Below are 26,463 nucleotides of genomic sequence, written 5' to 3'. Positions count from 1 at the left end.
TCAGCGGCTATGCTCCCCGGATGACTCGACACTCTCGCCCTGCCCTGTCCCTGATCGCGCTGGCTGCCCTGCTGCCTGCCGTATCCCCGGCTTCTGCCCAGTCCTCCGATGCCCAGCGTGCGCAGCTTAAAGCGGCCATCGCCGATGCCGAGCGCGGCCAGTTCAATGCGGCCCAGGCCGGCACCCTGAGCCGCAACCCGGCCTACGGCTGGCTGGAATATGCCAACCTGCGACGCAACATCGAAACGGTCAGCAACGACCAGGCCCAGGCCTTCCTCAAGCGCTACGACGGCCAGGCCGTGGCCTCCACGTTCCGCAGCGTGTGGCTGCCGGCGGTCGCACGCCGCCAGGACTGGTCGACCCTGCTGGCCAACTGGGCCCCGACTGAGAACGTCGGCCTGCGCTGTGCCCAGCTGACCGCGCGCCAAGCCACCGGCAAGGCCGATGCGCAGTGGACGAGCGAGGCGCAGGACCTGTGGCGCAAGGCCGGCAAGTCGCTGCCCGATGGCTGCGATGCGGTGTTCGCCGTATTGCAGACCCAGGGCGGCATGACCGACGCATTGCGCTGGGAGCGCGTGGACGCCGCCGCCGATGCCGGACAGCCGGCGGTGATGCGCAGCGCCGCGCGCGGCCTGCCCGCGGCCGACCTCGCCCTGGCCACCGATTACGCCTCCTTTGTCGATGCACCCAGTGCCAAGGCCCTGAACTGGCCACGCAACGAACGCAGCCGCCGCATTGCCACCGATGGCCTGCAGAAGCTGGCCAAGGCCAATCCCGACGCCACCGAACAGCAGCTGCCGCAGTACGCGCAGGCGCTGGGCCTGAGCGCGGACCAGCAGGCCCAGGTGCGCTACCAGATCGCGCTGTGGACGGTGGCCTCCTACCTGCCCGATTCCGCGCGCCGGCTCAACGCCGTACCGGATTCGGCGTATGACGAACGCCTGCACGAATGGCGCGTGCGCGAGGCGATGTCGCGCGGTGACTGGCCGGCCACGTTGGCCGCGATCCGCAAGATGGGCCCGACCCAACGGGCGGACTCGCGCTGGACCTATTTTGAAGCCCGCATGCTGGAAAAGACCGGCCAGACCGCGCAGGCCAAGCCGGTATTCGCGCGCGCCGCCAGCTCGCCGACCTTCCATGGTTTCCTGGCCGCCGACAAGCTGGAACAGCCGTACATGCTGTGTCCGTGGAAGCCCAACGACAGTGCATCGGCGCGTGCGGCCGTGTCGCGTGATCCGGCCATCGTGCGTGCGATGGAGCTGTACCGCATCGACCGCGCCAGCTGGGCAACGGCGGAGTGGAACAGCGCGCTGGCCAAGTTCGACGACACCCAGCGCCGCCTGGCGGTGGAAGTGGCACAGGAAAACGGTTGGTTCGATCGCGCGGTGTTCTCCCTCGGCAAGCAGCCGGACGAACAGCGGCTGTACCACCTGCGCTTCCCGCTGCATCACGACGGCAGCATCCGGCGTGAGGCCGCACGCAATGCGATCGACCCGGCCTGGGTGGCGGCGGAAATCCGTGCCGAGAGCATCTTCAGCCCCAATGCGCGCTCGCCCGCCAACGCCATGGGCCTGATGCAGGTTCTGCCCACCACCGGCGCTGCGGTCGCCAGGAACATCGGGCTGACCACCTACGGCGGGGCCGCCAGCCTGTACGACCCGGACACCAACATCGCCATCGGCACCGCCTACCTGCGCCAACTGATGAACAAGTACGACGGCCTGCCCTACGTCACCATCGCCGCGTACAACGCCGGTCCCACGCCCACGGCGCGCTGGCAGACCCAGCGCCCCGGCTTTGATCCGGACCTGTGGATCGAGACCATCAGCTACAAGGAAACCCGCGAGTACGTGGCCCGCGTGCTGGCCTTCAGCGTGATCTACGACTGGCGCCTCAACGGCGATGCGCTGCCGCTGAGCGACCGCCTGATGGGCAAGCTGGTGGACACCCGCAAGAAGTTCACCTGCACCGCCGCGGCGGGTGCCAAGGCGGACTGAGCTGCGGCAGAAGCATGACGGCCGGCGGCCGTCACTACCGAAGGCGGGGTAGCGCCGAGCCATGCTCGGCGCGCGCAGCGGCAGGCAGAAGCGTGACGGCCAGCGGCCGTCACTACCTGCGGCGAACCCGCCGTATCATGGGGGCCATGAAGATCTATCTCGTCGGCGGCGCGGTGCGCGACCGCCTGCTGCAGCGCCCCGCCGGTGACCGCGACTGGATGGTGGTCGGCGCCACGCCCGCGCAGATGGAAGCCCAGGGCTTCCGGGCGGTCGGGCGCGACTTCCCCGTGTTCCTGCATCCGGACACCGGCGAGGAATACGCCCTTGCCCGCACCGAACGCAAATCCGGCCGCGGTTACCGCGGCTTCGTGGTCGATGCCGATCCATCGGTCACGCTGGAAGAAGACCTGCAGCGGCGCGATTTCACCATCAACGCGATTGCCTGCGACGAAGACAGCGGCACCCTGGTCGATCCGTATGGCGGTGTCGACGATATCGAGAACCGCGTGCTGCGCCACGTCGGTCCGGCCTTCGTCGAAGATCCCCTGAGGGTGCTGCGTGCGGCGCGCTTCATGGCCCGCTTCGCCCCGCTGGGCTTCACCATCGCCGATGAAACCATGGCACTCATGCGCGATGTCGCCGCCAGTGGCGAGCTCGACGCGCTGGTGCCCGAACGCGTCTGGCAGGAACTGCGTCGTGCGCTGGCATCGGAGCGTCCGTCAGCCTTCCTGCGCACGCTGCACGATGCGCACGCGCTGGCGCCGATCCTGCCCGAGCTGGACGCACTGTACGGCGTGCCCCAGCGCGCGGAGTACCACCCGGAGGTGGATACCGGCGTGCACCAGGAAATGGTCAGCGACATGGCCGCGCGACTGGCACCGGGCGATGATCTGGTCGGCTTCGCCGCGCTCACCCACGACCTGGGCAAGGCGCTGACTCCCCAGCAAGAATGGCCGCGCCACATCATGCACGAGCAGCGAGGGTTGAAGCCGCTGAAGGCGCTGTGCGCGCGGTTGAAGGTACCGGCCGAGCACCAGCAGCTGGCCGAGGCCGTATGCCGCGAGCACCTCAACGTGCATCGCATCGACGAGCTGCGCGATGCCACCGTACTGGAGCTGCTGGGCCGCTGCGATGCGCTGCGACGACCGGAGCGCATCGCCCGCATCGCGCTGTGCTGCGAAGCGGACAAGCGCGGCCGGCTCGGCTTCGAAGAAGGCGACTACCCGCAGGCCGAAACCCTCAAGCGCCTGCACCAGGCTGCGTTGTCCGTGCAGGCCCGTGACCTGGACACCACCCACCTGCAGGGCCCGGCGATCGGCCAGGCGCTGGCCAGGGCGCGCATCGCAGCGATTGCGGCGGCACGCTGAGCCGCCAGCACCGGCCAGCACCGGCCAGCGGCGATCCTCAGCGGGCTTCGCCGCGGGTGAAGGCGTCGGCGCGCTGCTTCAACTGCACCACCGCATCGGGAATCATCTCCATGCCCAGGTCGAAACCGGGATTGAGCACGATGCCGACGCCATCGGAAATCGCGCTCAGCAGCCAGCGCACTTCCACCTGCAGGGCGTTCTCGAACTGCGGCAACTGTTCGCTCCACGCGCTGGCACGTTCGACGGCGGAGAAGATCGCGAACATCGGCTCGTCCGCTTCGCTGGTCAGTACCAGCGGATTGATCGATTCATCCCAGTCCGCGTCCGGGCCGACCGGCTTGTCCAGCAGCACGAACACCTGGTCGCCCAGCAGGCTGTCCAGGAACGCCGGCGCCTGCAGGGTGCCGTCCTGCGCCTGCACCAGGCGCACTTCCAGATCGTTCAGCGGTTCAAAGGGGGCTTCGGCTTCCACGGTTACTCCTGGTTGCGTGCTGACACGCGTGATCGATACCGCGACTTTAACAGGCCGTGACGTTGTCATCCTGTGGACTGGCGCCCCCCGCGCCGATGACCTCACCCAGCACGCGGAGCCACCTTGGCCTGTGCGACGCAGCCCGGTTGCGAGAGCAGCCAACGCTGGGCCGCGGCCAGCGTCGCGGCATCGCCGTCGGTGACCTGGTCCGGCACGATCGGTCCACCATCGCCCACGCCATTGCGGTCGGCCATCAGCGTGTCGGTCAGCAGGAAAAGAGTGCCATCGGGCAGGCGGATGGAGGAGTTGGAGGTGGCAAAGCCGGCGGTCGGCGCGCCGAAGCTGCGCGAATCCGGACGCCCACGAAAGGCCAACGCCGTGGCTTCGCCGGAACTGGCCGTGCGTTCTCCCAGCAGCACGGCCACCGGCGCGCCCGGCTCACGCAGGCGGTATCCGGCCTGGCCAAACCCGAGCATGGGACGGCCTTTGACCATCAGCGTGCCGTCGTGCGATTCCCACGGCACATTCGGCCCCGCGCCACGCAGCATGCCAAGCACCTGGATGCCATCGCCGGGGATCCGCAGCAGCGGCTCCACGCCCAGCAGCATCGGCCACATGTTGCCGCCGCTGTTGTTGCGCAGGTCGACGATCCAACCACAGCGCGGGCTCGAATCGCCATCGCGCACGCGCCGCTGCAGGTCCACCGCGCGCTGCACCGACTGCCGCGCCTGCTCGGCCGGGGAGCTGGCCAGGGCCGGGGAAAAACGGTCGACCGCTACCCAGCCAAGCCGGCGATCCAGCGTGGCAGGCAGCACGCCGCGCCCTGCTGCGGTGCCCGCGCCAGGCACCGCGTCGAGCGGCACGGGCAGCTGCACGGTGTCGGTGGCCAACCAGCGTCCATGGCCCTTTGAACTGCGCTGGATGGCGGCATCCAGCAAGGAGCGCACCCGTGCGGGATCGCCGTGCGCGCGGGCGATATCGGCGCGCACGGCCTCCCAGTCCACGGCTTGGCGGTACAGCGCCCGCTGTTCCATCAGGTCAAGCATCTTCGCCTGTGATTCGGCGGAAGGAAGGTCCACCGCCTGCGCGGCGGCAGGCACCAGCATCATCGCAACCACCCACGCATGCCTACCGGCCATCGCGCTACATCCATGTAGAGGAAGCCGGATGATACGTGAACGCAGGGCGGGACCGCGATGGCTGGGGGATCCCGCCGAGCATGGCTCGGCGCTACCGATATGCCCATGGCAACGCCGGGCCGTGCCCGGCGGAATGCCTCACCAGTCGAAGCGCAGGCCGATATTCCCCTCCACGCTCCTGCGTTCGCGGTTGCGGTCCTCCAGGTCACGCGTGTAATCAGCCACTGCGTACGCGCTCACGTTGCGGTTGAATCGCCCTACCACGCCCACGCCGACTTCCCACGCGCTGGTCTCCTGCCCCGCCACGATGCGGTTGCTGCCGAAGTCCACGCGGTTGTCACCGTCCAGGGTCTTCCAGTAATTGAGCTTGAAATACGGCTGCCAGCCGTTGTCGGCCAGTCCATGATCGCCGGCCAGGCGCAGGCCGATACGGCCGGTCCAGGCGTTGTCGGCACCGAAGCGGATCGCCGCCACCGCGTCGGCCGCATCGTCCAGCGACTGCCGCTGCCAGATGACCTGCAGCTGCGGTTCCAGCCACCACGACGACTGCCCCAGGCGCAGCAGCGGCTTGCCCGCTTCCAGCGAGGCACTGGTGCCATCGCCGCGGACGTCGATGCCCAGCCCGCGGGTCGACCACGCCTGCCCGCGGTAACGGCTCTGCATCACCACCGCATCCAGGTAGCCACCGGCAGTGCCGACACCCGTCCAGCTCAGCCCCACGTGCTTGTCATCCAGCCGGGTCTGGCCCACGTGCACGTTCTCCCAGCCCAGCGCCAGGCCGGTGATGCGCCCGGTGGCGCGGGTGCGGCCGACGAATACGCCCCACTGGCTGCGGAGGGTACCAGCGTCGCTGGCATGCAGGTCGATGCCGGCCTGCAGTCCCTGCAGGTCGCCGTCGAAGCCGGTCAGCGCATCGCCGTTCCAGTGCTGCTCCTCGCTGCTGCCGATCAAGCGGCCCCAGGCGGCGCGCGCGACGCCCTCGCCCGCCAGCAGGCGCTGTTCGCCCTGGCGCTCGTGGAAGGTTCCCAGCGAGGCCTGCGATACCGTGCGCAGCAGCGACGGAACCACCGTGTACGCCGGTGTTTCCAGCCGGTAGATCGGGGTCACCTCGGCCTGCGACGGGCGCGCGCCGGGCGTGGGCGGGCTGGCCAGCGGGCCGGGCACCACGGCGACCTCATCGGGCACCGGCGGCGGCGGGGTAAGATCCGGCGGGTCGACCGGCTCCGGCTCCGCTGGCGGTGCCGGCGGTGCCGGTTCGGGCGCCACCGGGTCCGGATCCGGCGCACCCGGATCGACCGGCACATCGGGCGGCGGCGGTGGCGCCGGCGGCAGGACCGAGGGCGGCGTGCCGAGGTCTTCCGGCGGCGGCGGCTCCGGCAGTGGCGGTGTGGTCGGCGCAGGCGCCGGGGCAGGATCCGCGCTTGCCACGAGGGTCGAGCGCAGGTACCAGTTTTCAGCGGTGCCGCCGCTGACGCCGCCCTTGAACAGGAAGTACTCGTAGGCACCGGCAGCCACCGGCGAGAACAGCGCGAAGGCCTCCGCGCTGGTGGTGGCGCCGTTGCCTGCCTGCACCAGCAGGATGCCATCGGCGATCGTCGCCCCGCCGGCGCCACCGGCGTTGATCACGCCGATACCGGTGGTGCCGGTACCGGCGCCACCGGCGATCACCAGGCGGTCACTGGCCGAGCTGTCATCGCCCAGCACGGTGTTGAGGTACAGGCCACCGCCGTTGCCGGTGTAGTTGCCGTTGATGGTGAACACATCGCCGGGCGCATCATTGCTGCTCATGTCGATGCGCCCGGCATTGAGCACGCTTGCCAACGACCCGGCAGCGAAGGCGGATACGCCGTTCGCCCCGCTGGAAAACAACGCACTGGTGGCATCGATATCCAGCGCCCCGGTGGTGGTGCCCGCATCGCCCAGCACCAACGCGCCATCGAACGTCATCTGGCTGTCGTTGGCCAGCGCGATGCGTTCCCAGCCGGTGTAGCGCGCTACCGCGGAGGTCTTGACGTTGTCCATCGCCAGCGCGTCGGTGCCGCTGCCTCCGTCCAGCCGCGGCACCGCGCCGAGGTGCGATTCGTTGAGGTCGGACAGTCGCGCGGTGTCGTCGCCCTCGCCCATGTCGATGAGGTCGTGCACAACCCCGCCACCACTCCAATCGAGGACGTCGTTGCCCACGCTCATGCGGATTTCGCCGCGCACCGTGCCGCCGGTAAGGGTCACCCTGTCATCGCCGCCACTGACACTGATGTTGCCGCCGATGTAGCCATCGGACAGGATGATCGTGTCGCGGCCGAAGCCGGTGACCAGGTTGCCATCGATGGTGCCGCCGGACATGTCGAACACGTTGTTGTCCAGCTTCATGTTGACCCGGCCGATGCGACCGCCGGTCATTTCGGCGTAGTCGCCATCTTCGAACGCCCCGACGATGCGGCCACCGGTCATGCGGAACGAATCGAAATTGTCTCCCTGCAGCAGCGCCCCGAGGCTGCCATCGGTCATCAGGAAGCTGTCGATGCCGTTGCCCTGCTGCACGGTGCCGGTGATGCTGCCACCGCTGACCTGCAGGCTGTCGGCACCGTCGCCCTGGTCCAGCGAAGCGAGGCTGCCCGCACTTATCACCGCCACATCGTCACCGCTGCCCTGCGTGGCCGCGCCTGTCAGCGTACCTCCCCGCAGCTCCAGCCGGTCATTGCCGGCACCCTGCGCCAACGTGCCGCTGATGCTGCCTCCCGCACGCAGGATGGCGGTGTCGTTGCCACCGCCCTGGGCGACATTGCCGATGATGGCCCCGGAGAGGTCGACCAGGTCGTCCCCTTCGCCCATCACCACGGCATCGGCGTTGCCCACATCGACCACCGCGCCGGCCAGCAGTCGTACCGAGCCGCTTGCGGTGGCGTTGCTGCCGGTACCCAGCGTGCTGGTCCACGGCGTGGGCGGGGCCGCGTCGCAGACCGTGCTGGTGCCTATAGTGATGCAGTCGGCACTCGCATTGAGCGTGACCAGCAGCAGCGCGGTGCCTGCCATGGCCCGCGAGTGAAGGAGATCTGAGATGCTGAATGCAAGCCGGGAAGGTGCGGGAGGGTGCAAGGGACGTTCTCCATCATCATGATCGGAAGACACGAAATGCCGCTGGATGTATCGGCCCCGACACCCATGCCGTGTCCGCCTGGATGCGGCGGTTGTCCCGGAATGTCCCCTGCGTCACGTGCCACCTTGAATGCACTGCAACCGCAGTCTGCCACCGGGTTCTACGTATATTCCACATTTTAAATGTGAGGCCATTCGCACATTGGATGTGGACAGGCCTTGGGCTCACGCGCCGCCAACATGACTTAACAGGTTCAGATCTTCAGGTAGATGCGGCGTGCGTCCAGCCACCACGCCACCGCCCACCATGCAGCGACAAAGGAAACCGCGATCAGCAGCGAGGCCGTCGCCAGCTGCGTCGGCATTGCGCCAGCGGCAGCGTTCCAGACCGCCTGCCAGAGCCCGCTGGCGCCCAGCAGCACCGACATCACCGATGCGCCGAGATAAACGGTAATGGCGTTCACGCCGAAGCGGCGCCCCAATGCCGGCCAGCCGCGCTGGTCGATCAGCCAATGCGCGGCGAGCAGGGCGATGATCGCCAGGCCCCCCGTCCAGAGCACATACGGCGGCGTCCACAGATTCTTGTTGAGTGGCAGCCACACTGCCGCCGCCAGGCCGATGGCCAGCAGCAGCGCGCCGCAGATGGCCAGCCGCAGCGCCGCGGCGGCACGCAGCATCTGCCCCGCCAGCAGCCCCAGCAGCGTGGTCGCCAGCGCACCCAGCGTGCTCATCAATCCTTCTGGATCATGGCCCAGTCCGCTGGCCGCCTCGTACTGGTAGATCCATGGGGCGAACAACGCGGTGTCCAGCCGGCTCACCGGGTTGAGCAGCGGCACCAGCGTATCGGCGCCCAGCAACAGACCGGAATAGCCTGCAAGCAGCAGCACCAGCGCCGCCCACTGCAGCCGCTGGCGCGCGTACACCGCCAGCAACCCCACCAGCGCCGAGCACACCGCGATGCGCTGCAGGACGCCCCAGAGGCGGTAGTGCGGCAGCTCCAGCAGCCACCACGCAAGCGCGTGCAGCAGCAGGCCGGCCAGCAGGATCCGCAGCGCACGGGTCAGCACGCCGCGCGCCAGCGCAGGCCGTGCCGCTGCATTCGCTGCGCGTGGCACCACGCTGAACGCCATCGACACGCCGACCAGGAACAGGAAAAAGGGAAACACCAGGTCGGTCGGCGTGCAGCCATGCCATGCCGCATGCAGCAACGGCGCATGCACATGGCCCCAGTCACCCGGGTTGTTGACCAGCAACATCGCCGCCACCGTGATCCCGCGCAGTGCATCGATCGATGCCAGGCGCGTGGCGGCGGCCGTGCTCATGCCGCTTCGTACTGCCCGGCAATCCAGGTGCCGCGCACCTGCAGGGCATCGTCCAGCAGCACCAGGTCGGCCTGGAAGCCCTCGGCGATATGTCCCATCCGGTCATCCACGTTGAGGAAGCGCGCCGGGTAGGTGGAGGCCATGCGTGCGGCTTCGGCCAGTGGCTCGCCGAGCAGCTGCACGGTGTTGCGCACCGCCGTGGCCATGTCCAGCGCGGAACCGGCCAGCGAACCGGCCGCGTTGCGCACCACGCCGTCCACGGCGGTGATGATCTCCCCGTACAGCTCGTAACTGGGGTCATCCGCACCGACCGGCGGCATCGCATCGGTCACCAGCAACAGGCGGCCGCGCGGCTTGGCGGCCAGCGCCACGCGCAGGCTGCCCGGATGCACGTGCACGCCATCGACGATGATCCCGACCCAGCTGTCCCGGTCTTCCAGCGCAGCGCCCACCGCACCCGGCTCACGGCCCTGCAGCGGTGACATCGCGTTGTACAGGTGGGTGAAGCCGCGGATACCGGCATCCAGCCCGGCGCGTGCTTCTTCGTAGGTGGCCGCGGTGTGCCCGGCCGCCACGATCACGCCACGCTCCACCAGCGCGCGGATGGTCTCCAGCGGCACCCGTTCCGGCGCCAGCGTCAGCAGGGTCACGCCATTGTCCAGCGATGCCGCCAGCGCGACCTCATCGGCGTCCGGCACGCGGAACTTGCTGACGTCGTGCGTGCCTTTGCGGGCCGGCGCGATATAGGGACCTTCCAGGTGGATGCCGATCACGCCGGGCACCCCCTGCGCGATGGCATCGTGGGTGGCAGTGATCGCCGCGCGCATCACCTGCAGGTCATCGCTGATCAGCGTCGGCAGCAGCGCGGTGGTGCCGAAACGGCGATGCGCCGCGGCGATCGTGCGCAGGGTCGGCACGTCCGGCGTGTTGTTGAACAAGGCGCCGCCGCCGCCATTGACCTGCACGTCGATGAAGCCCGGCAGCAGCCAGCCGCCACCGAGGTCCACCTGTTCGTCGGCCGGTCCCAGCTGCGGTGCCGCATCGGGCAGCACCGCGCTGATGCGGCCCTCTTCGATCACCAGCGCGAGGTCATCGCGGAACTCTTCGCCCACCAGCATCCGGGCATTGCGCAGCACCTGCTTCATCAGACGGTCTCCGTGACCTTGTTCAGATGCGGCGGCAGGTCCGGGTTGTGCCCGCGACGCAGCGCCAGCGCGTTGATTGCGCGGTAGAAGCTCTGCACCGTCAGCAGCGGTGCGCACAATGGATGCGGCGCGGCGGCCAAGGGCAGGTCTCCGCCGGCGCCTGCCAGCCACACCTGCGCACCCCGCGCGGCGAATTCATCGGCCACCGCGCGCGTACCGGCGCCTGTTTCGTCCGGCTGGGCGAAGGCCAGCACCGGGAAGCCCGGCCCGACCAGCGCCATCGGTCCGTGCTTGACCTCCGCCGAGCTGTACGCCTCGGCATGCAGGCCACAGGTTTCCTTGAACTTCAGCGCCGCTTCCTGCGCCGCACCAAGACCGAGGCCACGCCCCAGCACGAACAGATTGGAGGCCTCCACCAGGCCCTCGGTGACCGCGCTCCAGTCCGCCTGCCAGGCCTCGCGCAGGGCCGCCGGCAGCGCGTCCAGCGCCGCGCGCAGCGCGCTGTCCTGTTTCCAGTACGCGGCCAGCTGCAGCACGGCGGCCAGCGAGGCGAGATAACTCTTGGTCGCCGCAACGCTGCGCTCGGCCCCGGCGTGCAGCGGGATCACCGTCTCGGCCAGCTGCGCCAACGGCGAATCCTCCACGTTGACCAGCGCCACCACGCGCGCGCCGGCGGCCTTGGCCGCCTCCGCATTGCGCAGCAGGTCCGGGCTCTTGCCGGACTGCGAGATCACGATGAACAACGCCCCGCGCAGCTGCAGCGGCGCGGCGTATACCGATCCCACCGATGGCGAAGCCGACGCCACCACAAGGCCAAGCTGGGTCTCCAGCAGGTACTTGGCATAGGTCGCCGCATGGTCCGAACTGCCGCGCGCGCAGGTCACCACGAACGGCGGCGGCGCAGCGCGCAGGCTGGCTGCCAGCGTTTCCATCACGCCATGATTGCGCGCGAACTGGGCGGCGATGACATCGGCCGCCTCGGCGGCTTCGCGGAACATCAACGTGTCGGCAGGGGCTGGCAGGGTCATGGCGGTACTCAAGGAGGATCGGAAGGAAGGGCACGCGCGGCGGCCGGACGCATCGGCGCGGTCGAACCACGCACCACCAGCTGTGGCACGAAGCCCTGGTTGTGCAGCGGCGACGGCGCATCGTCATACGCATCGCTGCGCAGCTGTGCGATCAGCAGGCGCGCGGCATGCCGGGCGATGTCTTCGGTGGCCTGTTTGGCGGTGGTCAATGGCGGCCAGGACTGGCGCGAAAACGGACTGTCCTCGAAGCCGGCGATGGACAGGTCGTAGGGCACGTTCATGCCGGCCGACTTCGCTGCCGCCAGTACGCCGGCGGCGATTTCATCGTTGGACCCGAAGATGGCGGTCGGCGGCTCGCGCAGCGCCAGCAGGCGCCGTGCACCGCGGAATCCATCGTCGAAGGTGTAATCACCCTGCACCACCAGGTGCTTGTCCACGGTCATTCCGTAGTCCTTCAACGCCGCTTCGTAGCCGGCATGGCGCTCCACCGATGAGCGGTGTGAACTACCGCCCCACAGGAAGCCGATGCGCTGGTGGCCAAGCTGGATCAGGTGCTCGGTGACCTCGTAGGCGGCCTCGCGGTCGTCGACGAACACGCAGGCCCCGTCGGCGGGATCTTCGGTAGCGGCGATGATGCGCACCAGCTTGATGCCACGCGCGGTCAAGGCCTGCACCAGGTCGCGGCGCTCGGACATCGGCGCGGTCAGCACCAGCCCGGCCAGTCGCGAACGCTGTACCCAGTCGGCCAGCTCTTCAGCCAGCAGCGGCGAACTGGAATCGCAGGGGTGGATCTGCAGGCCGAAGCCGGTCTCGCGGCAGGCCGCCAGCACGCCGTTCTGCACGCCGATGATGTGGTACGGGTTGGGGTTGTCATACACCAGCCCGACCACGAAGGTAGTGCCGCTGCGCAGGTTGCGCGCCGAGGGATCCGGCTCGTAATCCAGCTCGGCCACCGCACGCAGCACCCGCGCGCGGGTGGCCTGCATCACCGACGGTTCGTTGTTGATGACGCGCGACACGGTCTTCAAAGAGACCTTGGCCTTCTCGGCGACGTCCTTGATTGTGGCTCTGCGCATTGCCGTTCCCCGCGGTTGATCCGTGGCGTCCATGATCGCCGATCAGGCAGCGTCGCGCGGCAGGCCCGCGCGGTGCCCGATGGTCGAATAGAACAGGATGTACAGGTAGCACGGGACCATCAGCAGCAGGAACACCAGCTGGAAGTCGACATGCTGCTTGAGCACGGCAAAGGCCTGCGGAATGATCGCACCGCCGGCGATGCCCATCACCAGCAGTGCCGAACCGGTCTCGGTGAAGCGCCCCAGGCCGCGGATCGCGAGCGGGAAGATCGCCGGCCACATCATCGCGTTGGCGAACCCGAGCAGTGCCACGAAGGCGACCGACGCATAGCCATGGGTGAAGTAGGCGCCCACGCAGAACAGCACGCCGAGCGAGGCGGAGATGCTCAGGTATCGCGACTGGGAAACAAAACGGGGGATCAGCAGCAGGCCCACCACGTAGCCCACCAGCATCGCCCCCAAGGTGAGGGAGGTGAACATCTTGGTCTGGTCCAGCGGCAGGTCGAATCCGTGGCCGTAGGTGCCGATGGCATCACCGGCCATCACTTCCACGCCCACATAGACGAACAGGCACAGCACGCCCAGCCACAGGTGCGGGAACTGGAAAATGCTGCTGCGTTCGATCCCCCCCTTGCCCGCCGGTGCGGCATTGGCCTCGGAGGATTTCAGTTCGGGCAGCGGCGAGAACAGCACCGCCACCGACAGCACCACCAGCAGCGCGGCCATGCCCAGGTAAGGCGCATGGATCTTGGCGGCGAAGTCGTTGAGCAGTGCCGCGCGGGTTGCCACGTCGGCCTGCTCCACCGCGGTGGAGAGATCGCCGACGCCATGCAGTACCAGCGTGCCGATCAGCACCGGCGCGAGCATGCCGGCGATCTTGTTGCAGATGCCCATCAGCGCGATGCGCCGCGCTGCGGTTTCAATCGGCCCCAGGATGCTGATGTACGGATTGATCGCGGTCTGCAGCAGTGCCAGGCCGCTGCCGATGATGAAAAGACCGCCCAGCGCGCCCGGATACCAGCGCTGGGTAGCGAACTCACCGAAAGTGGCTGCACCGGCGGCCATCACCAGCAGGCTCAGGCTCAGCCCTTTCTTCATGTCGGTACGGCGCAGAATCCACGAGGACGGCAGCGCCAGGAAAAAGTAGGACAGGTAGAACACCATCAGCACCAGGAACGCGCCCACCTCGTCGAGCTCGAAGGCCAGTTTGACGAAGGTGATCAGCGGTCCATTGAGCCAGGTGAAGAAGCCGATCAGGAAGAACAACACGCCGACGATGGCGATGGACGTGGTGACGCTGGTACGCGCACCTGCAGCGTGGACGGCGGACATCGGCAAGGCTCCTGCTGCGACTCCGCGCAGGGCGTCGTCGACGAGTGGCTGGGAACAACGTTGTCACATTCTTTCGACGGGCATAGGGACTTTGTCAACTCACAAAATCCTCCGCCCTATATTTGCTGCGATGCCGCATCCTTGGGGCTGTCGGACACACTGAACACGCTGGACCGCTCAAGCGCCTGCGCTGCGGATGTTTCCCCGGAGGAAGCGGTTCCGGCATGTAATCGTTTTCTGCGGAAACCATCTCTTGCGATGCAGCAACGAAAAATTCACGAAGCCGTTGACATCGTTGTCAACACGGCTTCATATTCCGCTCAACGGCGGGCCACCCATGGCCCGCACTCCGCAGGAGCCCGCGTGACCGCTGCCAGCCATCCCGCACCCACCCACGTCCTTTCCACTGCAGCGCCGGGCTTTCTGGCCGCGGACGTCGGTGGCACCCATGTCCGGGTGGCCCGCGTAGAGGCAAGCGGCGACGCCGCGCATCCGGTACGCGTGCTGGACTACCGCAAGTACCGCAATGCCGATCACCCCGGCCTGGGCGCGATCCTTTCCGACTTCCTCGGCGACGGCATGCGTCCGGCGCATTGCGTGGTGGCCACCGCCGGCTACGCCCGCGAAGACGGCACGGTGATCACCGCGAACGTGCCCTGGCCGCTGTCGGCGCGCCAGCTGGAAACCGAGGTCGGGGTGCAGCACGTGCACATCGTCAACGATTTCGAAGCCGTGGCCCACGCGGCGGCCCAGGTCGATGCGAGCGGCGTGCTGCAGCTGTGCGGGCCGGACAGCGCGCCGGTCGGCCCCACGCTGGTGGTGGGACCAGGCACCGGATTGGGTGCGGCATTGTGGATCCCGACCGCGCATGGTCCGGTGGTGCTGGCGACCGAGGCCGGCCAGGCCAGCCTTGCCGCCAGCGATGAACTTGAAATGGCGATCCTGCGCCACATGCTGCGCGCACGCGCCCACGTGTCGGTGGAACATGCGCTGTCAGGCCCCGGCCTGATCAACCTGTACACCGCGCTGTGCGCACTGGAAGACCAGCCCGCCGTGTTGGGCACCCCCGATGCGGTGACCGCTGCCGCCATCGCGGACACCGACGCATTGGCACGCAGGGCATTGGACGTGTTCTGCGGCCTGCTCGGCAGCACTGTCGGCGACATGGCCCTGCTGTACGGCGCCCATGGTGGCGTCTACCTGGCCGGCGGCATCCTGCCGAAGATCCGTGATTACCTGCGCGCCAGCACCTTCGTGGCGCGCTATCTCAACAAGGGACCGATGAGCGAAGCGCTGCAGCGGATCCCGGTGAAGGTGGTCGAACACGGTCAGCTGGGCGTCATCGGCGCGGCCAGCTGGTATCTCGGCCAGCAATCCCGCTGACCGCGCGGCGCGCTGGAGCGCGTGGCGGCCTGAACGAACGACGCGGTACCCGGAACACGCAGCACGCTGTACCCGGAACACCCGACCCGCCGGCCGCGGCGAGGTCGTACGACAGCAACAACCACGCGCCGACGCGGCGAAACTTCGTGTGATGAGGAGAGACATCATGAACACCCGCAAGTCCGTACTTTCGGCCGCCATCGTCGGCTGCCTGGCCTTCAGTGCCCACGCCCAGCAGACCCAGACACCGCAGGACCTGGACACGATCACCGTGGTCGGCATCCGCGCCAGCCTGGAAAAGTCGCTGGATACCAAGCGCAACAACGTTGGTGTGTCCGAAGCGATCACCGCCGAGGACATCGGCAAGTTCCCCAGCACCAATGTCGCCGAAGCGCTGTCGCAGATTCCCGGCGTCACCCTGGACCGCCGCTTCGGCCAAGGCGAGCGGGTCAGCATCGACGGCACCGATCCCAGCCTCAACCTGTCCTTCCTGGATGGCCACCCGGTCGCGCAGGCCATCTGGCTGTATGGCGAGCAGCCCAACCGCGGCTTCGACTACACCCTGCTGTCTCCGCAGATCCTCGGCCGCGCGGAGATCATCAAGTCTTCCGAAGCACGCCTGACCGAAGGCAGCCTCGGCGGCACCGTGCTGATGCACACCCGCCAGCCGCTGGACCTGAAGAAAAACGAAGTGGCCGCCTCTGTAGGCTACAGCTACAGCCAGAAGGCCAGCGAAGGCAAGCCGAACGCTTCGGCGCTGTACAGCTGGAAGAACGACGACGAAACGTTCGGCATCGCCGTTTCCGCGCAGCATTACGAAGAAGCAATCGACCGCCAGGGCATCGAAGTGTTCGGCTACGCCAAGGCCAGCAGTTTCACCAACGCAACGGGCGTGGCCGGCGATGTCGACGTGCCGAACTCGATCAATGCGGCCTGGTTCCAGCAGGAGCGCAAGCGCGACAGCGCCGTGGTCAACCTGCAGTTCAAGCCGAACGAAGACCTCGAGTTCAACCTCAGTGGCCTGTACATCAAGGAAAACTTCGACAACTACAACCAGTCGATGTACTCCTTCCTGACCTGGAACGACGGCACCCGCAACGCCATCGACCAGCTCGGCGGCGTGCGCAACGGCGTGGCCACCAGCGGCCACTCCAATGCCAATGCCGATGCCACCAGCGGCACCGTCATCTATGACAACAACGTGCGCGAATCCGAAGTCACCACCAAGGGCCTGGATCTGCGTGGCGCCTGGAAGGGCGAAGGCTGGGGCGTCAACGGCCAGGTCGGCCAGAGCAAGTCGGAAAACAAGAACCTGGCGCAGTACTTCATCGAACCGGTCTACAACGGCGCCTACAGCTGGAGCGTCGACGATGGCCTGACCTTCGACGACCCGGCCGGCGCGCGTGATCCGGCCAACTGGGGCGCCCCGGGCGGCTGGCTCGGCAACAACGGCATCTTCGCCACCGACAGCAAGGACACCTACGCGCAGCTGGACTTCAACGTGCAGTTCGACAGCGTGTTCAACCAGCTGCAGTTCGGCGTGCGCCACGGCAAGCACGAAGAAAACTTCGAGCTCAACGTGTACGGCGGCGTGCGTACCGGCACCCTGGCCGACGTCGGTACCATCGGCCTGACCGACGGCATCCAGGGCTTCGGTGACGACCAGTCGCACCACATCCAGGTGGGCCGGGACAACGTGCTGGCCTGGGTCAAGGGCAGCCCGCTGGACTTCGCCAACCCGGATCCGTCCAGCTACCTCAACAACAGCTGGGCGCTGGAGCAGACCAACAACGCCGCCTATGCGCAGTTGAACTTCTCCAACGGTCCGCTGCGCGGTAACGTCGGCGTGCGCTACGTCGACTCCAAGACCGACGGCAGCGGCTTCGTCTACGGCGGCACGCCGACCCTGACCGACCTCGACAGCAAGTGGCAGACCCGGAGCAAGAAGGAAGACTTCGTGCTGCCCTCGGTGAGCCTGGCCTGGGACACCGACAGCGACTGGGTGTTCCGTTTCTCCGGTGCGAAGGTGATCGCCTGGGCGCCGTACAACCAGATGGTCAACAACACCTTCCTCAACGATACCCAGCTGACCGGCTCGGGCGGCAACGCCGACCTGTCGCCGTATGAGTCGTGGAACTTCAACGCGTCGGCCGAGTACTACTTCGCGCCGCAGGCGGTGGTGGCGTGGTCGATCTTCTACAAGAAGATCGAGAACTACATCGACACCTCGGCCACCATCGAGCGCCAGTACAACTCGATCCGCGATACCTCCCCGCTGACCTGGGACAGCATCGTCGGCACCAACGGCTGCACGGCCGATGGTTACTGCGACTACAGCATCCAGCGTCCGCGCAATGCCGGCAGCGGCCACGTCAAGGGCTTCAACCTGAGCTTCCAGCAGCCCTTCGGCGAGAGCGGCTTCGGCCTGACCGGCAACTACACCTACGCCAACGGCGAGAACAACACCGGTGATCCGCTGCCCTACCAGTCGCGCAATGCCGTGGCCTTCAGCCCGTACTACGAAAAGGGCCCGCTGAATGCCCGCCTGACCTACAACTGGCGTGACAGCTACCTGGCCGGCGGCTATGTGGCCGGTGCCGCGCCGGCAAGCGTGGACGACTACGCCGAACTGGGCGCCAGCATCGGTTACACCTTCAACGAGAACTGGTCGCTCACCGTCGACGCACAGAACCTGCTGGACGAGACCTACTTCCAGTATCTGGGCGACAAGGAGCACCTGGCCGGCAAGTACAAGAGTGGCCGCCGCTACATGGCCACGGTGCACTTCAAGTTCTAAGCTGCAGCTGGCAATGTCCCATCGCAACGGGCCCGGTCATCCGGGCCCGTTGCATGATGGGGACGGTAAAACGGGAGGCACCGGCCAAACGTCGGCGCCCCGCCACCACAGGAGTCACCTGATGCGCTTCACCTCCCTGGCCCCGCTGCTGCTGTGCCTGGCCATCGCGCCGCTGGCGCGCGCCGCCGATGCACCGGCCATCGACAACGCCCCCGGCCCGTTGCTGCGCGACGGCAGCCTGCCGCTCATTCCCGCACCGGCCCACGTGGAACGCCTCGATGGCGCGCCCTTCAAGGTGGAAGCCAGCACCCCGGTCTGGGCGCGCGGCGACGCGGCCACGCGCGTGGCACGCCAGTTCAGCACGCTGTTGCGCGACAGCGGCGGCCCCACCCTGCCGGTCAAGAACGGGAACGGCAAGAACGGCGTCAACTTCGTGCTCGACACCGCGCTGAAGACCGGCGCCGAAGGCTACCAACTGCGCTCCAACGGCGACGGTGTGACCGTTGCCGCAGCTACCGAAGCCGGCCTGTTCTACGGGGCGGCGACGTTGTCGCAACTGTTCACCAGCAACACCGACGGTGCCCTGCCGGCACTACGCATCGACGATGCCCCGCGCTTCAGCTGGCGCGGCCTGATGTTGGATTCGGCGCGGCACTTCCAGAGCCTGGACGAGATCAAGCAGGTGCTCGATGCGATGGCCGCGCACAAGCTCAATACTTTCCACTGGCATCTCACCGATGACCAGGGCTGGCGCATGGAGATCAAGCGCTACCCGAAACTGACCGAGGTCGGCAGCTGCCGCATCCCGGCCGGTGACGGTGGCCGCGATCCGGCCAGCGGTGCACCGCGTCCGTATTGCGGCTTCTATACCCAGCAGCAGATCCGCGAGGTCATCGCCTACGCCGCCGCGCTGCATATCCAGGTGATCCCGGAGATCGACGTGCCGGGCCACGCGACCGCCGCCATTGCCGCCTACCCGGAGCTGGGCGTACTGGATACGCCGTTGCAACCGCTGAGCGAATGGGGCGTGTTCCCCAATCTGTTCAATACCGAGGAAAGCACGTTCACCTTCCTGGAAAACGTGCTGGAAGAAGTCATCGCCCTGTTCCCGTCGAGCTACGTGCACGTGGGCGGCGATGAAGCGGTGAAGGACCAGTGGATCGCCTCGGCGCGTGTGCAGCAGCGCATGCGCGAACTGGGTGCCAGCGATGAAATGCAGATGCAGAGCCATCTCATCAAGCGGCTGGAAACCTTCCTGGAACAGCACGACCGGCGCCTGATCGGCTGGGATGAAATCCTCGAAGGCGGCCTGCCGCCGCAGGCCACGGTGATGTCCTGGCGCGGTACCGAGGGTGGCCTGAAGGCGGCCAGCGAAGGCCACGACGTGGTGATGTCGCCGGTCACCGACATGTACATGGATTACCTGCAGACCTCATCGCCGAACGAGCCGCCGGGCCGCCCGTTGCTCACCACGCTGGCCCGCACCTACGCCTTCGAGCCGGTGCCGGCCACGCTGGCGGCGGACAAAAAGCACCACATCCTCGGCCTGCAGGCCAACATGTTCACCGAACATACGCGCAGCTACGCCCGCCTGCAGCACAACCTGTTCCCGCGCCTGGCCGCGGTGGCCGAAACCGGCTGGAGCCCGGTGCAGCAGCGTGATTTCCGCGACTTCCTGGCCCGGCTGCCTGCGCAGCTGCAGCGCTACCGTGCATGGGGGCTTGCGTATGCGCAGACCCCGTTCGAGGTAGCCGTCGAGCATCAGGACGACCGGCGCGCCGGCAGCGTGCGGATCAGCCTGGCCAACCCGCTGGGCTACGAAGTGCGTTATCGCACCGATGGCCTGCCGGTGACCGCAGACTCGACGCTGTACAAGACGCCGCTGCAGGCCACGGTGCCGGTGACCGTGCGCGCTGCCGCGTTCTTCAACGGCAAGCCGTTGGCTGCCGCACCCAGCGTGGCCGCGTTCACTGCGCAGTCGCTGCTGACCCGCCGCGACGACGAACTGCTGACCTGCCCCGGCCCGGGCCAGCTGCTGCTGCGACTGGAAGATGACGGCCCGGCTGATGGTGCGCGTGCGGTGTTCAACGTCAACATCTTCAACCCGTGCTGGCGCTGGGCCGATGCCGATCTCACCGGCATCCGCACGCTGAAGGTCCGTGCTGGCCGCATTCCCTACTACTTCCAGCTGGCCCACGACGAACCGCAGCGCAAGTTCGAAGCGGCCAGGCGGGCACACGGTGAAATGAAGGTCCGCCGCGGCGACTGCACCGGCCCGGCATTGGCCGAAGTGCCGTTGCCCGCCCAGGTGGGTGCCGAGGGATTCGTCACCCTGGAAGCGGCATTGCCCAAGCAGGCGGCCGGCAAGAGCGACCTGTGCATCAGCTTCACCGGTGACACCCGTCCGGCGATGTGGGTGCTGGATGAAGTGACCCTGGCCCGGTAGCGCCGCGGACCCGGTAGCGCCGAGCCATGCTCGGCGAGCGCAGCGGCGCTTCAGGCAGCCCGCCGAGCATGGCTCGGCGCTACCACCCGTCCGGCATCAGCCGCGCAGGCGCAGCAACAGGTCCCGCCACGGCGTCAGCGCCGTGGCGAGGCCGGCCACGACGCCGATGGTATTGGCCAGCGCATCGGCCGGATCGGCCATGCGGGTTTCGGTCAGCGCGCCCTGCGCGATCTCGATACCGACTCCCATCAGCACCAGGCCCGCGGCCACCCACAGCAGCGCGCGCCCGCGCTGGAACACCTGCACGGCACTGCCCCCCAGCAGGAAGTACGCGAGGAAATGCTCTACCTTGTCACTGCCCTGCGGCAGCGCCAGCGGCGGCGGCGGGATCAGGCAGACCACGATCACCGTCACCACCGCGGCCAGCCACACGCACAGCCAGAACCGCCGATGGCGCAGTGGCTTGAGCCACTTGCCGCTCACAGCCGCCAGCTCAGGTCACCGAGTTCGAAGGACGGTTCGAAATCCACGTCGCGCTGCAGGCCGATCACCTGGAAGCGCTCGCCCATGCCGCTGGGCAGGGTGAGCTTTTTCACCTCCTCACGCAGCTGCACGCGACCTACGTCGTCGGTGCGCTCATCGGCCAGCGCAAGCACCTGGTCCAGCCCGTTACCGAGCAGGAAACTGGCCTGGCTGCAGTAACCGGCCAGGTCGAAGCCTGCATGCAGGCCCGCTTCGGCCATGGCAGTGAAGTCCACCGAGGCGGTGATGTCCTGCAGGCCCGGCCACAGGTACACCTCGTTGTGTACGTGGTGGCGATAGAACGCACGCACGGTACCGTCATCGCGCTCCGGCAGGTAGTACTCGCCGCGGCTGTAACCGTAGTCCACGAACAGCATCGCGCCGCGTTTCAGTCCGCCGGCCACCGCCTGCAGCCAATAGGGAAGCTGCGGCAACAGTTCGGACCGGTAGCCATCGGCGAACGGCTTGTCCAGGTAACGCTCCAGGTGCCGTACCGCGCCGTTGAGCAGCATGTCCGCTGGTGCCGTGGCGCGCACGAACTGGTCGTCGGCATCCAGCGCCACGGTTTCCTCGTACACCTCACCGGCAATGATCACGAAGCGCGGCGTAGGCAGTGCATCGATCACCTCGTTGGCGAACACCACGCCTTCCCAGTCATCGTCGAACGGCCGGTCCAGCCATTCCACGCGCCCGCCGATCTCCGCCGGCAGGTTCTGCTGCAACCGCTCGCGCTGGCGCTGGCGCAGGTCGGCGCTGGGCTCGAGGATCGCATAGCGCGCCGGCAGCGCCTGCAGTTCCGCCAGCCGCAGCAGCAGCGCTTCGGCGAAGGCACCGGTACCCCCTCCGAGTTCAAGCAGGCGGGCCTGCGGTCCCAGCTGGCCGAACACCGGGGCCAGCGCATTTGCGACCGTGGCGGCGAACAGTCCGCCCATTTCAGGCGCGGTGGTGAAATCGCCGCTGGCGCCGAACTTGCTGGCGCCGGCGCTGTAATACCCCCAACCGGGTGTGTACAGGCACAGCTCCATGAAGCGCGAGAACGGGATCGCACCGCCCTGCGTACGGATTTCATCACGCAGGGCGGCCGCCAGCTGTTCGCTATGGGCCAGGGCGTCGGTATCGGGCAGCGGAAGGGTGGACTGCATGGCGTCTTCAAATGCGGTGACAATGGTGCACAGGATAGCCGAGCCATGGAGTACCCGATGACCCCTACCGCCCCCGTGGCCCTGATCACCGGCAGCGCGCGCCGCATCGGTGCGGCCATTGCCGGTCATCTGCACCAGGCTGGCTACAACATCGTGCTGCACGCCAACCGCTCCAGCGACGAGCTGCAGCAGGCCGCTTTCGCGTTTGAACTGGCCCGGCCGGGCAGCGTGCTGGCACTGCAGGCCGACCTGCGCCAGGCTGATGCCCTGGCCGACCTGGTCGAACAGGCAGCGGCCCATTTCGGCAGGCTGGATGCGCTGGTCAACAATGCCTCCAACTTCTTCGCTACCCCGCTTGGGCAGATCACCGCCGAAGCCATCGATGACCTGTACGCGGTGAACGCCCGGGCGCCGCTGCTGCTGGGGCAGGCCGCCGCGCCCCACCTGCGTCGCAGCCACGGCAGCATCGTCAACCTCACCGACCTGCACGGCAGCCAGCCCATGCGCGACCATCCCGCCTACTGCATGGCCAAGGCCGCGCTGGAAATGGTCACCCGCTCACTGGCGCTGGAGCTGGCGCCCAAGGTCCGGGTGAACGCGGTGGCCCCCGGCGCCATCCTGTGGCCGGAAAGCGGCAAGGATGATTTCGCCCGCGAGGCGCTGCTGGCGCGCACCCCGCTGGCGCGCATCGGCACGGTGGAAGAGATCGCCGAGGCGGTGCGCTGGCTGATCGCCGATGCCGGCTTCGTCACCGGCCATACGCTGCGGCTGGATGGCGGGCGCACGCTGTCCTGAGCCGCCGGCTTCGGTCGTGCTGACCGCGGTGGCTGACCACTGCGGTGGGTGACGACCGCGGTGGGTGACGACCGTTGGTCGTCACCGCCTTTGCCGCTGCGCTCGCCGCTGCATCAGCCCTCTTTGTCCGGACCCAGTTCCACCACCTCGAAGGCGTCGCCGAACTGGCGGTGGGCCCCCCACAGCGCCGCCAGGGTCAGCCCGCTGACCGGATCGACGAAGTCCGGTGCGATGTCGGCCAACGGCTTGATCACGAACGCATGCTTCAATTCCGGACGGGGAATGCGCAGGTGCCCCGGTCCTTCCACGATCAGATCGCCGTAGAACACCACGTCGATGTCCAGGGTCCGGTCGGAAAAGCGCGGCCCGCTGCGATCACGCCCGTGCCGGTCTTCCAGCGCATGCGCCCACGCGTCCAGCGTGTCCAGGTCCAGATCGGTTTCGATGGCCACCGCATTGTTGAGGAACGCCGGGCCGTCAAAGCCCACCGCCGCGGTGCGGTAGGCCGGAGATATGGCGATGGCGCCAAAACGTTCCGCCAAGGCGGCCACGGCGGCATGCAGGTGACGGCGGGGCTGGACATTGCTGCCCAGGCTGAGGAGCACGGTGGTCATGCAGGTCATCGGGAGACAAGGGGAGGGAGGTAATGTCTTCATCACGGCATCACCCGTACCATTGGACCGCACTTGATGGGACGATGCCAATGACTTATTGCGTCGGAATCGACGTGGACGAGGGGCTGGTCTTTGCGGCCGACACCCGCACCAATGCGTCGGTGGACGATGTACGCGTCCATCGCAAGCTGCATGTCTTCGAATACCCCGGCCAGGCGGTGTTCGTGCTGATGGCCAGCGGCAACCTGGCCACCACCCAGCTGCTGGTTTCGCGTCTGCAGCGCGACGTGGAAGAGCAGCGCACGCCGAACCTGCGCGGCCTGCGCCACCTGTTCGAGGTGGCCGAGTATGTCGGCGCGCTGCTGGTCGACAGCCAGGTCAAATGCCGCGACGTGGAACACGGCCACGATGGGGTGAACACCCAGGCGACGTTGATCCTCGGCGGGCAGATCGCCGGCGAGCGGCCTGGCCTCTATATGGTCTATCCCCTTGGCAATGCCATCTCCGCCTCGCCCGAAACGCCGTACCTGCAGATCGGTGAATCCAAGTACGGCAAGCCGATCCTGGACCGCATCATCCGGCCGCGCACGCGACTGGACGATGCGGCGCGCACCGCGGTGGTGTCACTGGATTCCACCATCCGCTCGAACCTGTCGGTGGGCCTGCCGCTGGACCTCGCGCTGGTGCGCCGCGATGAACTGCGGATCGGCGGACAGCTGCGCCTGAGCGGCGATTCGCCGTTGTATGCCGATATCCACCGCAACTGGGCGCATCGGCTGGAACAGGCAGTGGCCGCGCTGCCGCGCTTCCCGTGGGAACAGCAGGCGTGATGCCAGGCCAGCGCCGCGCCATGCCCGGCGAGCGCGAAGGCGTGACGACCAACGGTCGTCACCCACCCGTGGCAGGAAGCGGTCGTCACCCACCCGTGGCAGGGAACGGTCGTCACCCACCCGTGGCAGGAAGCGGTCGTCACCTACCCGTGGCAGGGAACGGTCGTCACCCACCTGCAGACGGGGCAGACGGCCAGCGGCCGTCACTACCGGTGCGAGCGCAGCGCCTTGGCCACGGAACCGAACACCTGCTGCATCTCCAGCGGCTTGCGTAGCGCGTGCAGTGTAATCCCCGGTGGCGCGACAACCGGCGACACGCAGGCCTCATCGCGCAGCAGCAGTGCCGCGCCGCGGTACCCGCGTGCCGAGAGCTCCGACAACAGCGCGCTGGCGCTCAGCAACTGGGCGCCACCATCGAGAATGATCAGCGCCGGCATGGCATCGGGCCTCAACGCGCGCAACGCCGCTGCGCCGTCGGATGCCAGTTGCAGCTCATACCCTTGGCTGGACAAGGCATTGCCCAGCAGCGACAGGCGGGTTGCCTCGGCATCCACGATCAGGATGGACTGCCCCGTGCCGGCGGCCTGTGGGGTGCTGGGCGGCACCGGCAGCCCGCCCTGCTCGCTGACCGGCAGGTGCAGATCGAAACGCGTCCCCTTGCCCACGGCGCTGGTCACCACGATGCGTCCGCCGCAGCTTTCCACGATCCGTTTGCAGGACACCAGGCCCAGGCCGGTGCCGTCCGGCTTGGTGGTGAAGAAGGGACTGAACAGCCGTTCCAGCGTTTGGGCATCCATGCCGATGCCTTCGTCGATCACCGAAATGACCAGCCACTGCCGTCCCTCGCGGCTGCCGTCCGGGCCCACCCGCAGGGTGAGCCTGCCACCATCGGGCATCGCCTGCAGGGCATTGAGCGCAAGGTTGAGCAGCACCTGTTGCAGCTCGGTGTAATTGCCGTCCACCGCTGGCGCGCCATCCGCCGCCTCCACCTGCAGCTCGACATCGCTGGGCAGGGTGCCGCGCAACAGCAACTGCACCGCCTCGAACAGATGGTGCACCGGGACCCGCTCGCTCGGCTTGCGCGAGCCGCGCACGAAGGACAGCATCGACTCCGCCATCTCATGCCCGCGCCGCCCGCATTCGGCGATGACCTCGGCCATGTGCAGCAGTTGCGGATCCTGCGTCCGGGCTTTCAGCAACTCCGGCACGATCAGCAGAGGCTGCAGGATATTGCGCAGGTCGTGGCTGAGCCCGGCCGCGAGCAGCGACAGGCTTTCCAGCCGCTGCGCGCGCATCAGCTCCCCCTCCACCCGCTGCCGTTCGCCCGTCGCACGCGCATCGCGCACGGCACGGGCGACCGCCGAAGGCAGCCGCGCGGGCTGGTGTTTGAGGATGTAATCACTTGCGCCGCGCTGCAGCGCGGCCACCGCCGCATCTTCGCCAAGCGTGCTGGACAGGAACAGGAACGGCAGGTCCGGTTGCGCCAGGCGCACGATGTCCAAGGCCTGGAAGCCCGAAAAAGCAGCCATGTTCAACTCGGCCAGCACCACGTCCGGCTGGAAGGACTGCAGCGCAGCCAGCAGCTGGCCTTCTTCGTCCACCCGCTGGAAACTGGCGCGCATGCCTGCAGCGAGGATCTGCGCGATGACGCGCTCGGCATCGTCGGGCATGTCCTCGACCAGCAGGATACGCAGATCGTCCACCTCAGTTTTCACTGGCATGGTCTCACCCTGGCCATCCACATTGCCGATCCCCCAGCAGACTCCAGAACGCCGCCCCCCGCGCCGCGCGACCATGGGGGCCGCGAAGGGCGCGTGAAGCCACTATAGTCCAGTGGGGGCGCGTCCGGCCATGGGGTAGCTGCGTCAACCCAATGCCCGGCGCAGGATCCTGTCCACGGCCGTCCCGGCGACCGCTTTTTCCGCTCCTGCCGCCGGTGTATCCGGATCGCCCGAAGGTGACA

The 26,463-nt window shown here is 67.7% G+C and carries 19 protein-coding genes; 7 read left to right on the top strand and 12 right to left on the bottom strand.

The window, feature by feature from the left end; all coding sequences use genetic code 11:
- The first annotated feature begins 20 nt into the window (after nucleotides 1-20).
- Nucleotides 21-1,997 carry a transglycosylase SLT domain-containing protein gene (locus CXG43_RS04985; protein ID WP_101098942.1) on the top strand — a complete coding sequence of 659 codons (1,977 nt, stop codon included), beginning with the start codon at nucleotides 21-23 and terminating at the stop codon, nucleotides 1,995-1,997.
- A 146-nt stretch (nucleotides 1,998-2,143) separates the two neighbouring features.
- A complete protein-coding gene (locus CXG43_RS04980; protein WP_101098941.1) occupies nucleotides 2,144-3,364 on the top strand; it encodes a multifunctional CCA addition/repair protein in 1,221 nt (406 codons plus the stop codon).
- A gap of 37 nt (nucleotides 3,365-3,401) precedes the next feature.
- On the opposite strand, the gene CXG43_RS04975 is transcribed toward CXG43_RS04980, so the two are convergent.
- The 8 genes from CXG43_RS04975 to CXG43_RS04940 form a co-directional block, all read right to left on the bottom strand.
- Nucleotides 3,402-3,836 carry an SseB family protein gene (locus CXG43_RS04975; RefSeq protein WP_042614147.1) on the bottom strand — a complete coding sequence of 145 codons (435 nt, stop codon included), beginning with the start codon at nucleotides 3,834-3,836 and terminating at the stop codon, nucleotides 3,402-3,404.
- A 101-nt stretch (nucleotides 3,837-3,937) separates the two neighbouring features.
- The gene (locus tag CXG43_RS04970) at nucleotides 3,938-4,975 is read right to left on the bottom strand and encodes a S41 family peptidase (RefSeq protein WP_101098940.1); all 1,038 of its coding nucleotides are present in this window, start codon (nucleotides 4,973-4,975) and stop codon (nucleotides 3,938-3,940) included.
- Nucleotides 4,976-5,113: 138 nt separating this feature from the next.
- Complete coding sequence (locus tag CXG43_RS04965) at nucleotides 5,114-8,005, bottom strand: autotransporter outer membrane beta-barrel domain-containing protein (RefSeq protein ID WP_101098939.1); 2,892 nt, start codon at nucleotides 8,003-8,005, stop codon at nucleotides 5,114-5,116.
- Between the two features lie 317 nt (nucleotides 8,006-8,322).
- Complete coding sequence (locus tag CXG43_RS04960) at nucleotides 8,323-9,390, bottom strand: heparan-alpha-glucosaminide N-acetyltransferase domain-containing protein (RefSeq protein WP_101098938.1); 1,068 nt, start codon at nucleotides 9,388-9,390, stop codon at nucleotides 8,323-8,325.
- The gene (nagA, locus tag CXG43_RS04955; RefSeq protein WP_101098937.1) at nucleotides 9,387-10,535 is read right to left on the bottom strand and encodes an N-acetylglucosamine-6-phosphate deacetylase; all 1,149 of its coding nucleotides are present in this window, start codon (nucleotides 10,533-10,535) and stop codon (nucleotides 9,387-9,389) included. The genes CXG43_RS04960 and nagA overlap by 4 nt, the downstream gene beginning before the upstream one ends.
- Nucleotides 10,535-11,563 (bottom strand): SIS domain-containing protein, encoded by a 1,029-nt coding sequence (locus CXG43_RS04950; protein ID WP_101098936.1) that lies wholly within the window; start codon nucleotides 11,561-11,563, stop codon nucleotides 10,535-10,537. Before CXG43_RS04950 ends, nagA begins: the two co-directional genes overlap by 1 nt.
- A gap of 8 nt (nucleotides 11,564-11,571) precedes the next feature.
- Nucleotides 11,572-12,639, bottom strand: a complete 1,068-nt coding sequence (locus tag CXG43_RS04945) for a LacI family DNA-binding transcriptional regulator (RefSeq protein WP_042614153.1) — start codon at nucleotides 12,637-12,639, stop codon at nucleotides 11,572-11,574.
- Between the two features lie 42 nt (nucleotides 12,640-12,681).
- Nucleotides 12,682-13,971 (bottom strand): sugar MFS transporter, encoded by a 1,290-nt coding sequence (locus CXG43_RS04940; RefSeq protein WP_101098935.1) that lies wholly within the window; start codon nucleotides 13,969-13,971, stop codon nucleotides 12,682-12,684.
- A 363-nt stretch (nucleotides 13,972-14,334) separates the two neighbouring features.
- On the opposite strand from CXG43_RS04940, the gene CXG43_RS04935 reads away from it, so the two are divergent.
- The 3 genes from CXG43_RS04935 (at nucleotide 14,335) to CXG43_RS04925 (ending at nucleotide 20,597) form a co-directional block, all read left to right on the top strand.
- The gene (locus tag CXG43_RS04935; RefSeq protein WP_232767605.1) at nucleotides 14,335-15,354 is read left to right on the top strand and encodes a glucokinase family protein; all 1,020 of its coding nucleotides are present in this window, start codon (nucleotides 14,335-14,337) and stop codon (nucleotides 15,352-15,354) included.
- Nucleotides 15,355-15,520: 166 nt separating this feature from the next.
- On the top strand, nucleotides 15,521-18,151 hold the full coding sequence (locus tag CXG43_RS04930) for a TonB-dependent receptor (protein WP_101098932.1): 2,631 nt from the start codon (nucleotides 15,521-15,523) through the stop codon (nucleotides 18,149-18,151).
- A 121-nt stretch (nucleotides 18,152-18,272) separates the two neighbouring features.
- Entirely contained in the window at nucleotides 18,273-20,597 is a 2,325-nt protein-coding gene (locus CXG43_RS04925) for a family 20 glycosylhydrolase (RefSeq protein ID WP_101098930.1), read from the top strand.
- A gap of 96 nt (nucleotides 20,598-20,693) precedes the next feature.
- On the opposite strand, the gene CXG43_RS04920 is transcribed toward CXG43_RS04925, so the two are convergent.
- On the bottom strand, nucleotides 20,694-21,080 hold the full coding sequence (locus CXG43_RS04920; RefSeq protein WP_101098929.1) for a hypothetical protein: 387 nt from the start codon (nucleotides 21,078-21,080) through the stop codon (nucleotides 20,694-20,696).
- A complete protein-coding gene (locus CXG43_RS04915) occupies nucleotides 21,077-22,261 on the bottom strand; it encodes an SAM-dependent methyltransferase (RefSeq protein WP_101098928.1) in 1,185 nt (394 codons plus the stop codon). Before CXG43_RS04915 ends, CXG43_RS04920 begins: the two co-directional genes overlap by 4 nt.
- Before the next feature lie 57 nt (nucleotides 22,262-22,318).
- On the opposite strand from CXG43_RS04915, the gene CXG43_RS04910 reads away from it, so the two are divergent.
- Nucleotides 22,319-23,056: a pteridine reductase gene (locus CXG43_RS04910; protein ID WP_101099032.1), complete on the top strand. Its 738-nt coding sequence runs from the start codon at nucleotides 22,319-22,321 to the stop codon at nucleotides 23,054-23,056.
- Nucleotides 23,057-23,169: 113 nt separating this feature from the next.
- On the opposite strand, the gene folK is transcribed toward CXG43_RS04910, so the two are convergent.
- Nucleotides 23,170-23,670, bottom strand: coding sequence for a 2-amino-4-hydroxy-6-hydroxymethyldihydropteridine diphosphokinase (gene folK / locus CXG43_RS04905; RefSeq protein WP_101099031.1), 501 nt, complete (start codon nucleotides 23,668-23,670; stop codon nucleotides 23,170-23,172).
- A gap of 89 nt (nucleotides 23,671-23,759) precedes the next feature.
- On the opposite strand from folK, the gene CXG43_RS04900 reads away from it, so the two are divergent.
- On the top strand, nucleotides 23,760-24,500 hold the full coding sequence (locus tag CXG43_RS04900) for a 20S proteasome subunit A/B (RefSeq protein WP_101098927.1): 741 nt from the start codon (nucleotides 23,760-23,762) through the stop codon (nucleotides 24,498-24,500).
- A gap of 206 nt (nucleotides 24,501-24,706) precedes the next feature.
- Here the strand turns inward: CXG43_RS04900 and CXG43_RS04895 are convergent, their stop codons facing one another.
- A complete protein-coding gene (locus tag CXG43_RS04895; protein ID WP_101098926.1) occupies nucleotides 24,707-26,221 on the bottom strand; it encodes an ATP-binding protein in 1,515 nt (504 codons plus the stop codon).
- Nucleotides 26,222-26,463 lie beyond the last annotated feature (242 nt).

Origin of the sequence: Stenotrophomonas sp. Bg11-02 (genome assembly GCF_002836635.1) — a bacterium.
GTDB classification, from domain to species: Bacteria; Pseudomonadota; Gammaproteobacteria; order Xanthomonadales; family Xanthomonadaceae; genus Stenotrophomonas; species Stenotrophomonas lacuserhaii.
Note: the sequence above shows the minus strand (reverse complement) of the source record. Positions and strands in the feature narration are given on the sequence as shown.

What these genes read in the sequence shown, in the direction of transcription:
- CXG43_RS04945 (WP_042614153.1), bottom strand. Translation starts at nt 12,639, where the DNA reads ATGCGCAGAGCCACAATCAAGGACGTCGCCGAGAAGGCCAAGGTCTCT.
- CXG43_RS04980 (WP_101098941.1), top strand. Translation starts at nt 2,144, where the DNA reads ATGAAGATCTATCTCGTCGGCGGCGCGGTGCGCGACCGCCTGCTGCAG.
- CXG43_RS04900 (WP_101098927.1), top strand. Translation starts at nt 23,760, where the DNA reads ATGACTTATTGCGTCGGAATCGACGTGGACGAGGGGCTGGTCTTTGCG.
- CXG43_RS04910 (WP_101099032.1), top strand. Translation starts at nt 22,319, where the DNA reads ATGACCCCTACCGCCCCCGTGGCCCTGATCACCGGCAGCGCGCGCCGC.
- CXG43_RS04925 (WP_101098930.1), top strand. Translation starts at nt 18,273, where the DNA reads ATGCGCTTCACCTCCCTGGCCCCGCTGCTGCTGTGCCTGGCCATCGCG.
- CXG43_RS04915 (WP_101098928.1), bottom strand. Translation starts at nt 22,261, where the DNA reads ATGCAGTCCACCCTTCCGCTGCCCGATACCGACGCCCTGGCCCATAGC.
- CXG43_RS04950 (WP_101098936.1), bottom strand. Translation starts at nt 11,563, where the DNA reads ATGACCCTGCCAGCCCCTGCCGACACGTTGATGTTCCGCGAAGCCGCC.
- folK (WP_101099031.1), bottom strand. Translation starts at nt 23,670, where the DNA reads ATGACCACCGTGCTCCTCAGCCTGGGCAGCAATGTCCAGCCCCGCCGT.
- CXG43_RS04965 (WP_101098939.1), bottom strand. Translation starts at nt 8,005, where the DNA reads ATGGCAGGCACCGCGCTGCTGCTGGTCACGCTCAATGCGAGTGCCGAC.
- CXG43_RS04940 (WP_101098935.1), bottom strand. Translation starts at nt 13,971, where the DNA reads ATGTCCGCCGTCCACGCTGCAGGTGCGCGTACCAGCGTCACCACGTCC.
- CXG43_RS04970 (WP_101098940.1), bottom strand. Translation starts at nt 4,975, where the DNA reads ATGGCCGGTAGGCATGCGTGGGTGGTTGCGATGATGCTGGTGCCTGCC.
- CXG43_RS04960 (WP_101098938.1), bottom strand. Translation starts at nt 9,390, where the DNA reads ATGAGCACGGCCGCCGCCACGCGCCTGGCATCGATCGATGCACTGCGC.
- CXG43_RS04930 (WP_101098932.1), top strand. Translation starts at nt 15,521, where the DNA reads ATGAACACCCGCAAGTCCGTACTTTCGGCCGCCATCGTCGGCTGCCTG.
- nagA (WP_101098937.1), bottom strand. Translation starts at nt 10,535, where the DNA reads ATGAAGCAGGTGCTGCGCAATGCCCGGATGCTGGTGGGCGAAGAGTTC.
- CXG43_RS04895 (WP_101098926.1), bottom strand. Translation starts at nt 26,221, where the DNA reads ATGCCAGTGAAAACTGAGGTGGACGATCTGCGTATCCTGCTGGTCGAG.
- CXG43_RS04985 (WP_101098942.1), top strand. Translation starts at nt 21, where the DNA reads ATGACTCGACACTCTCGCCCTGCCCTGTCCCTGATCGCGCTGGCTGCC.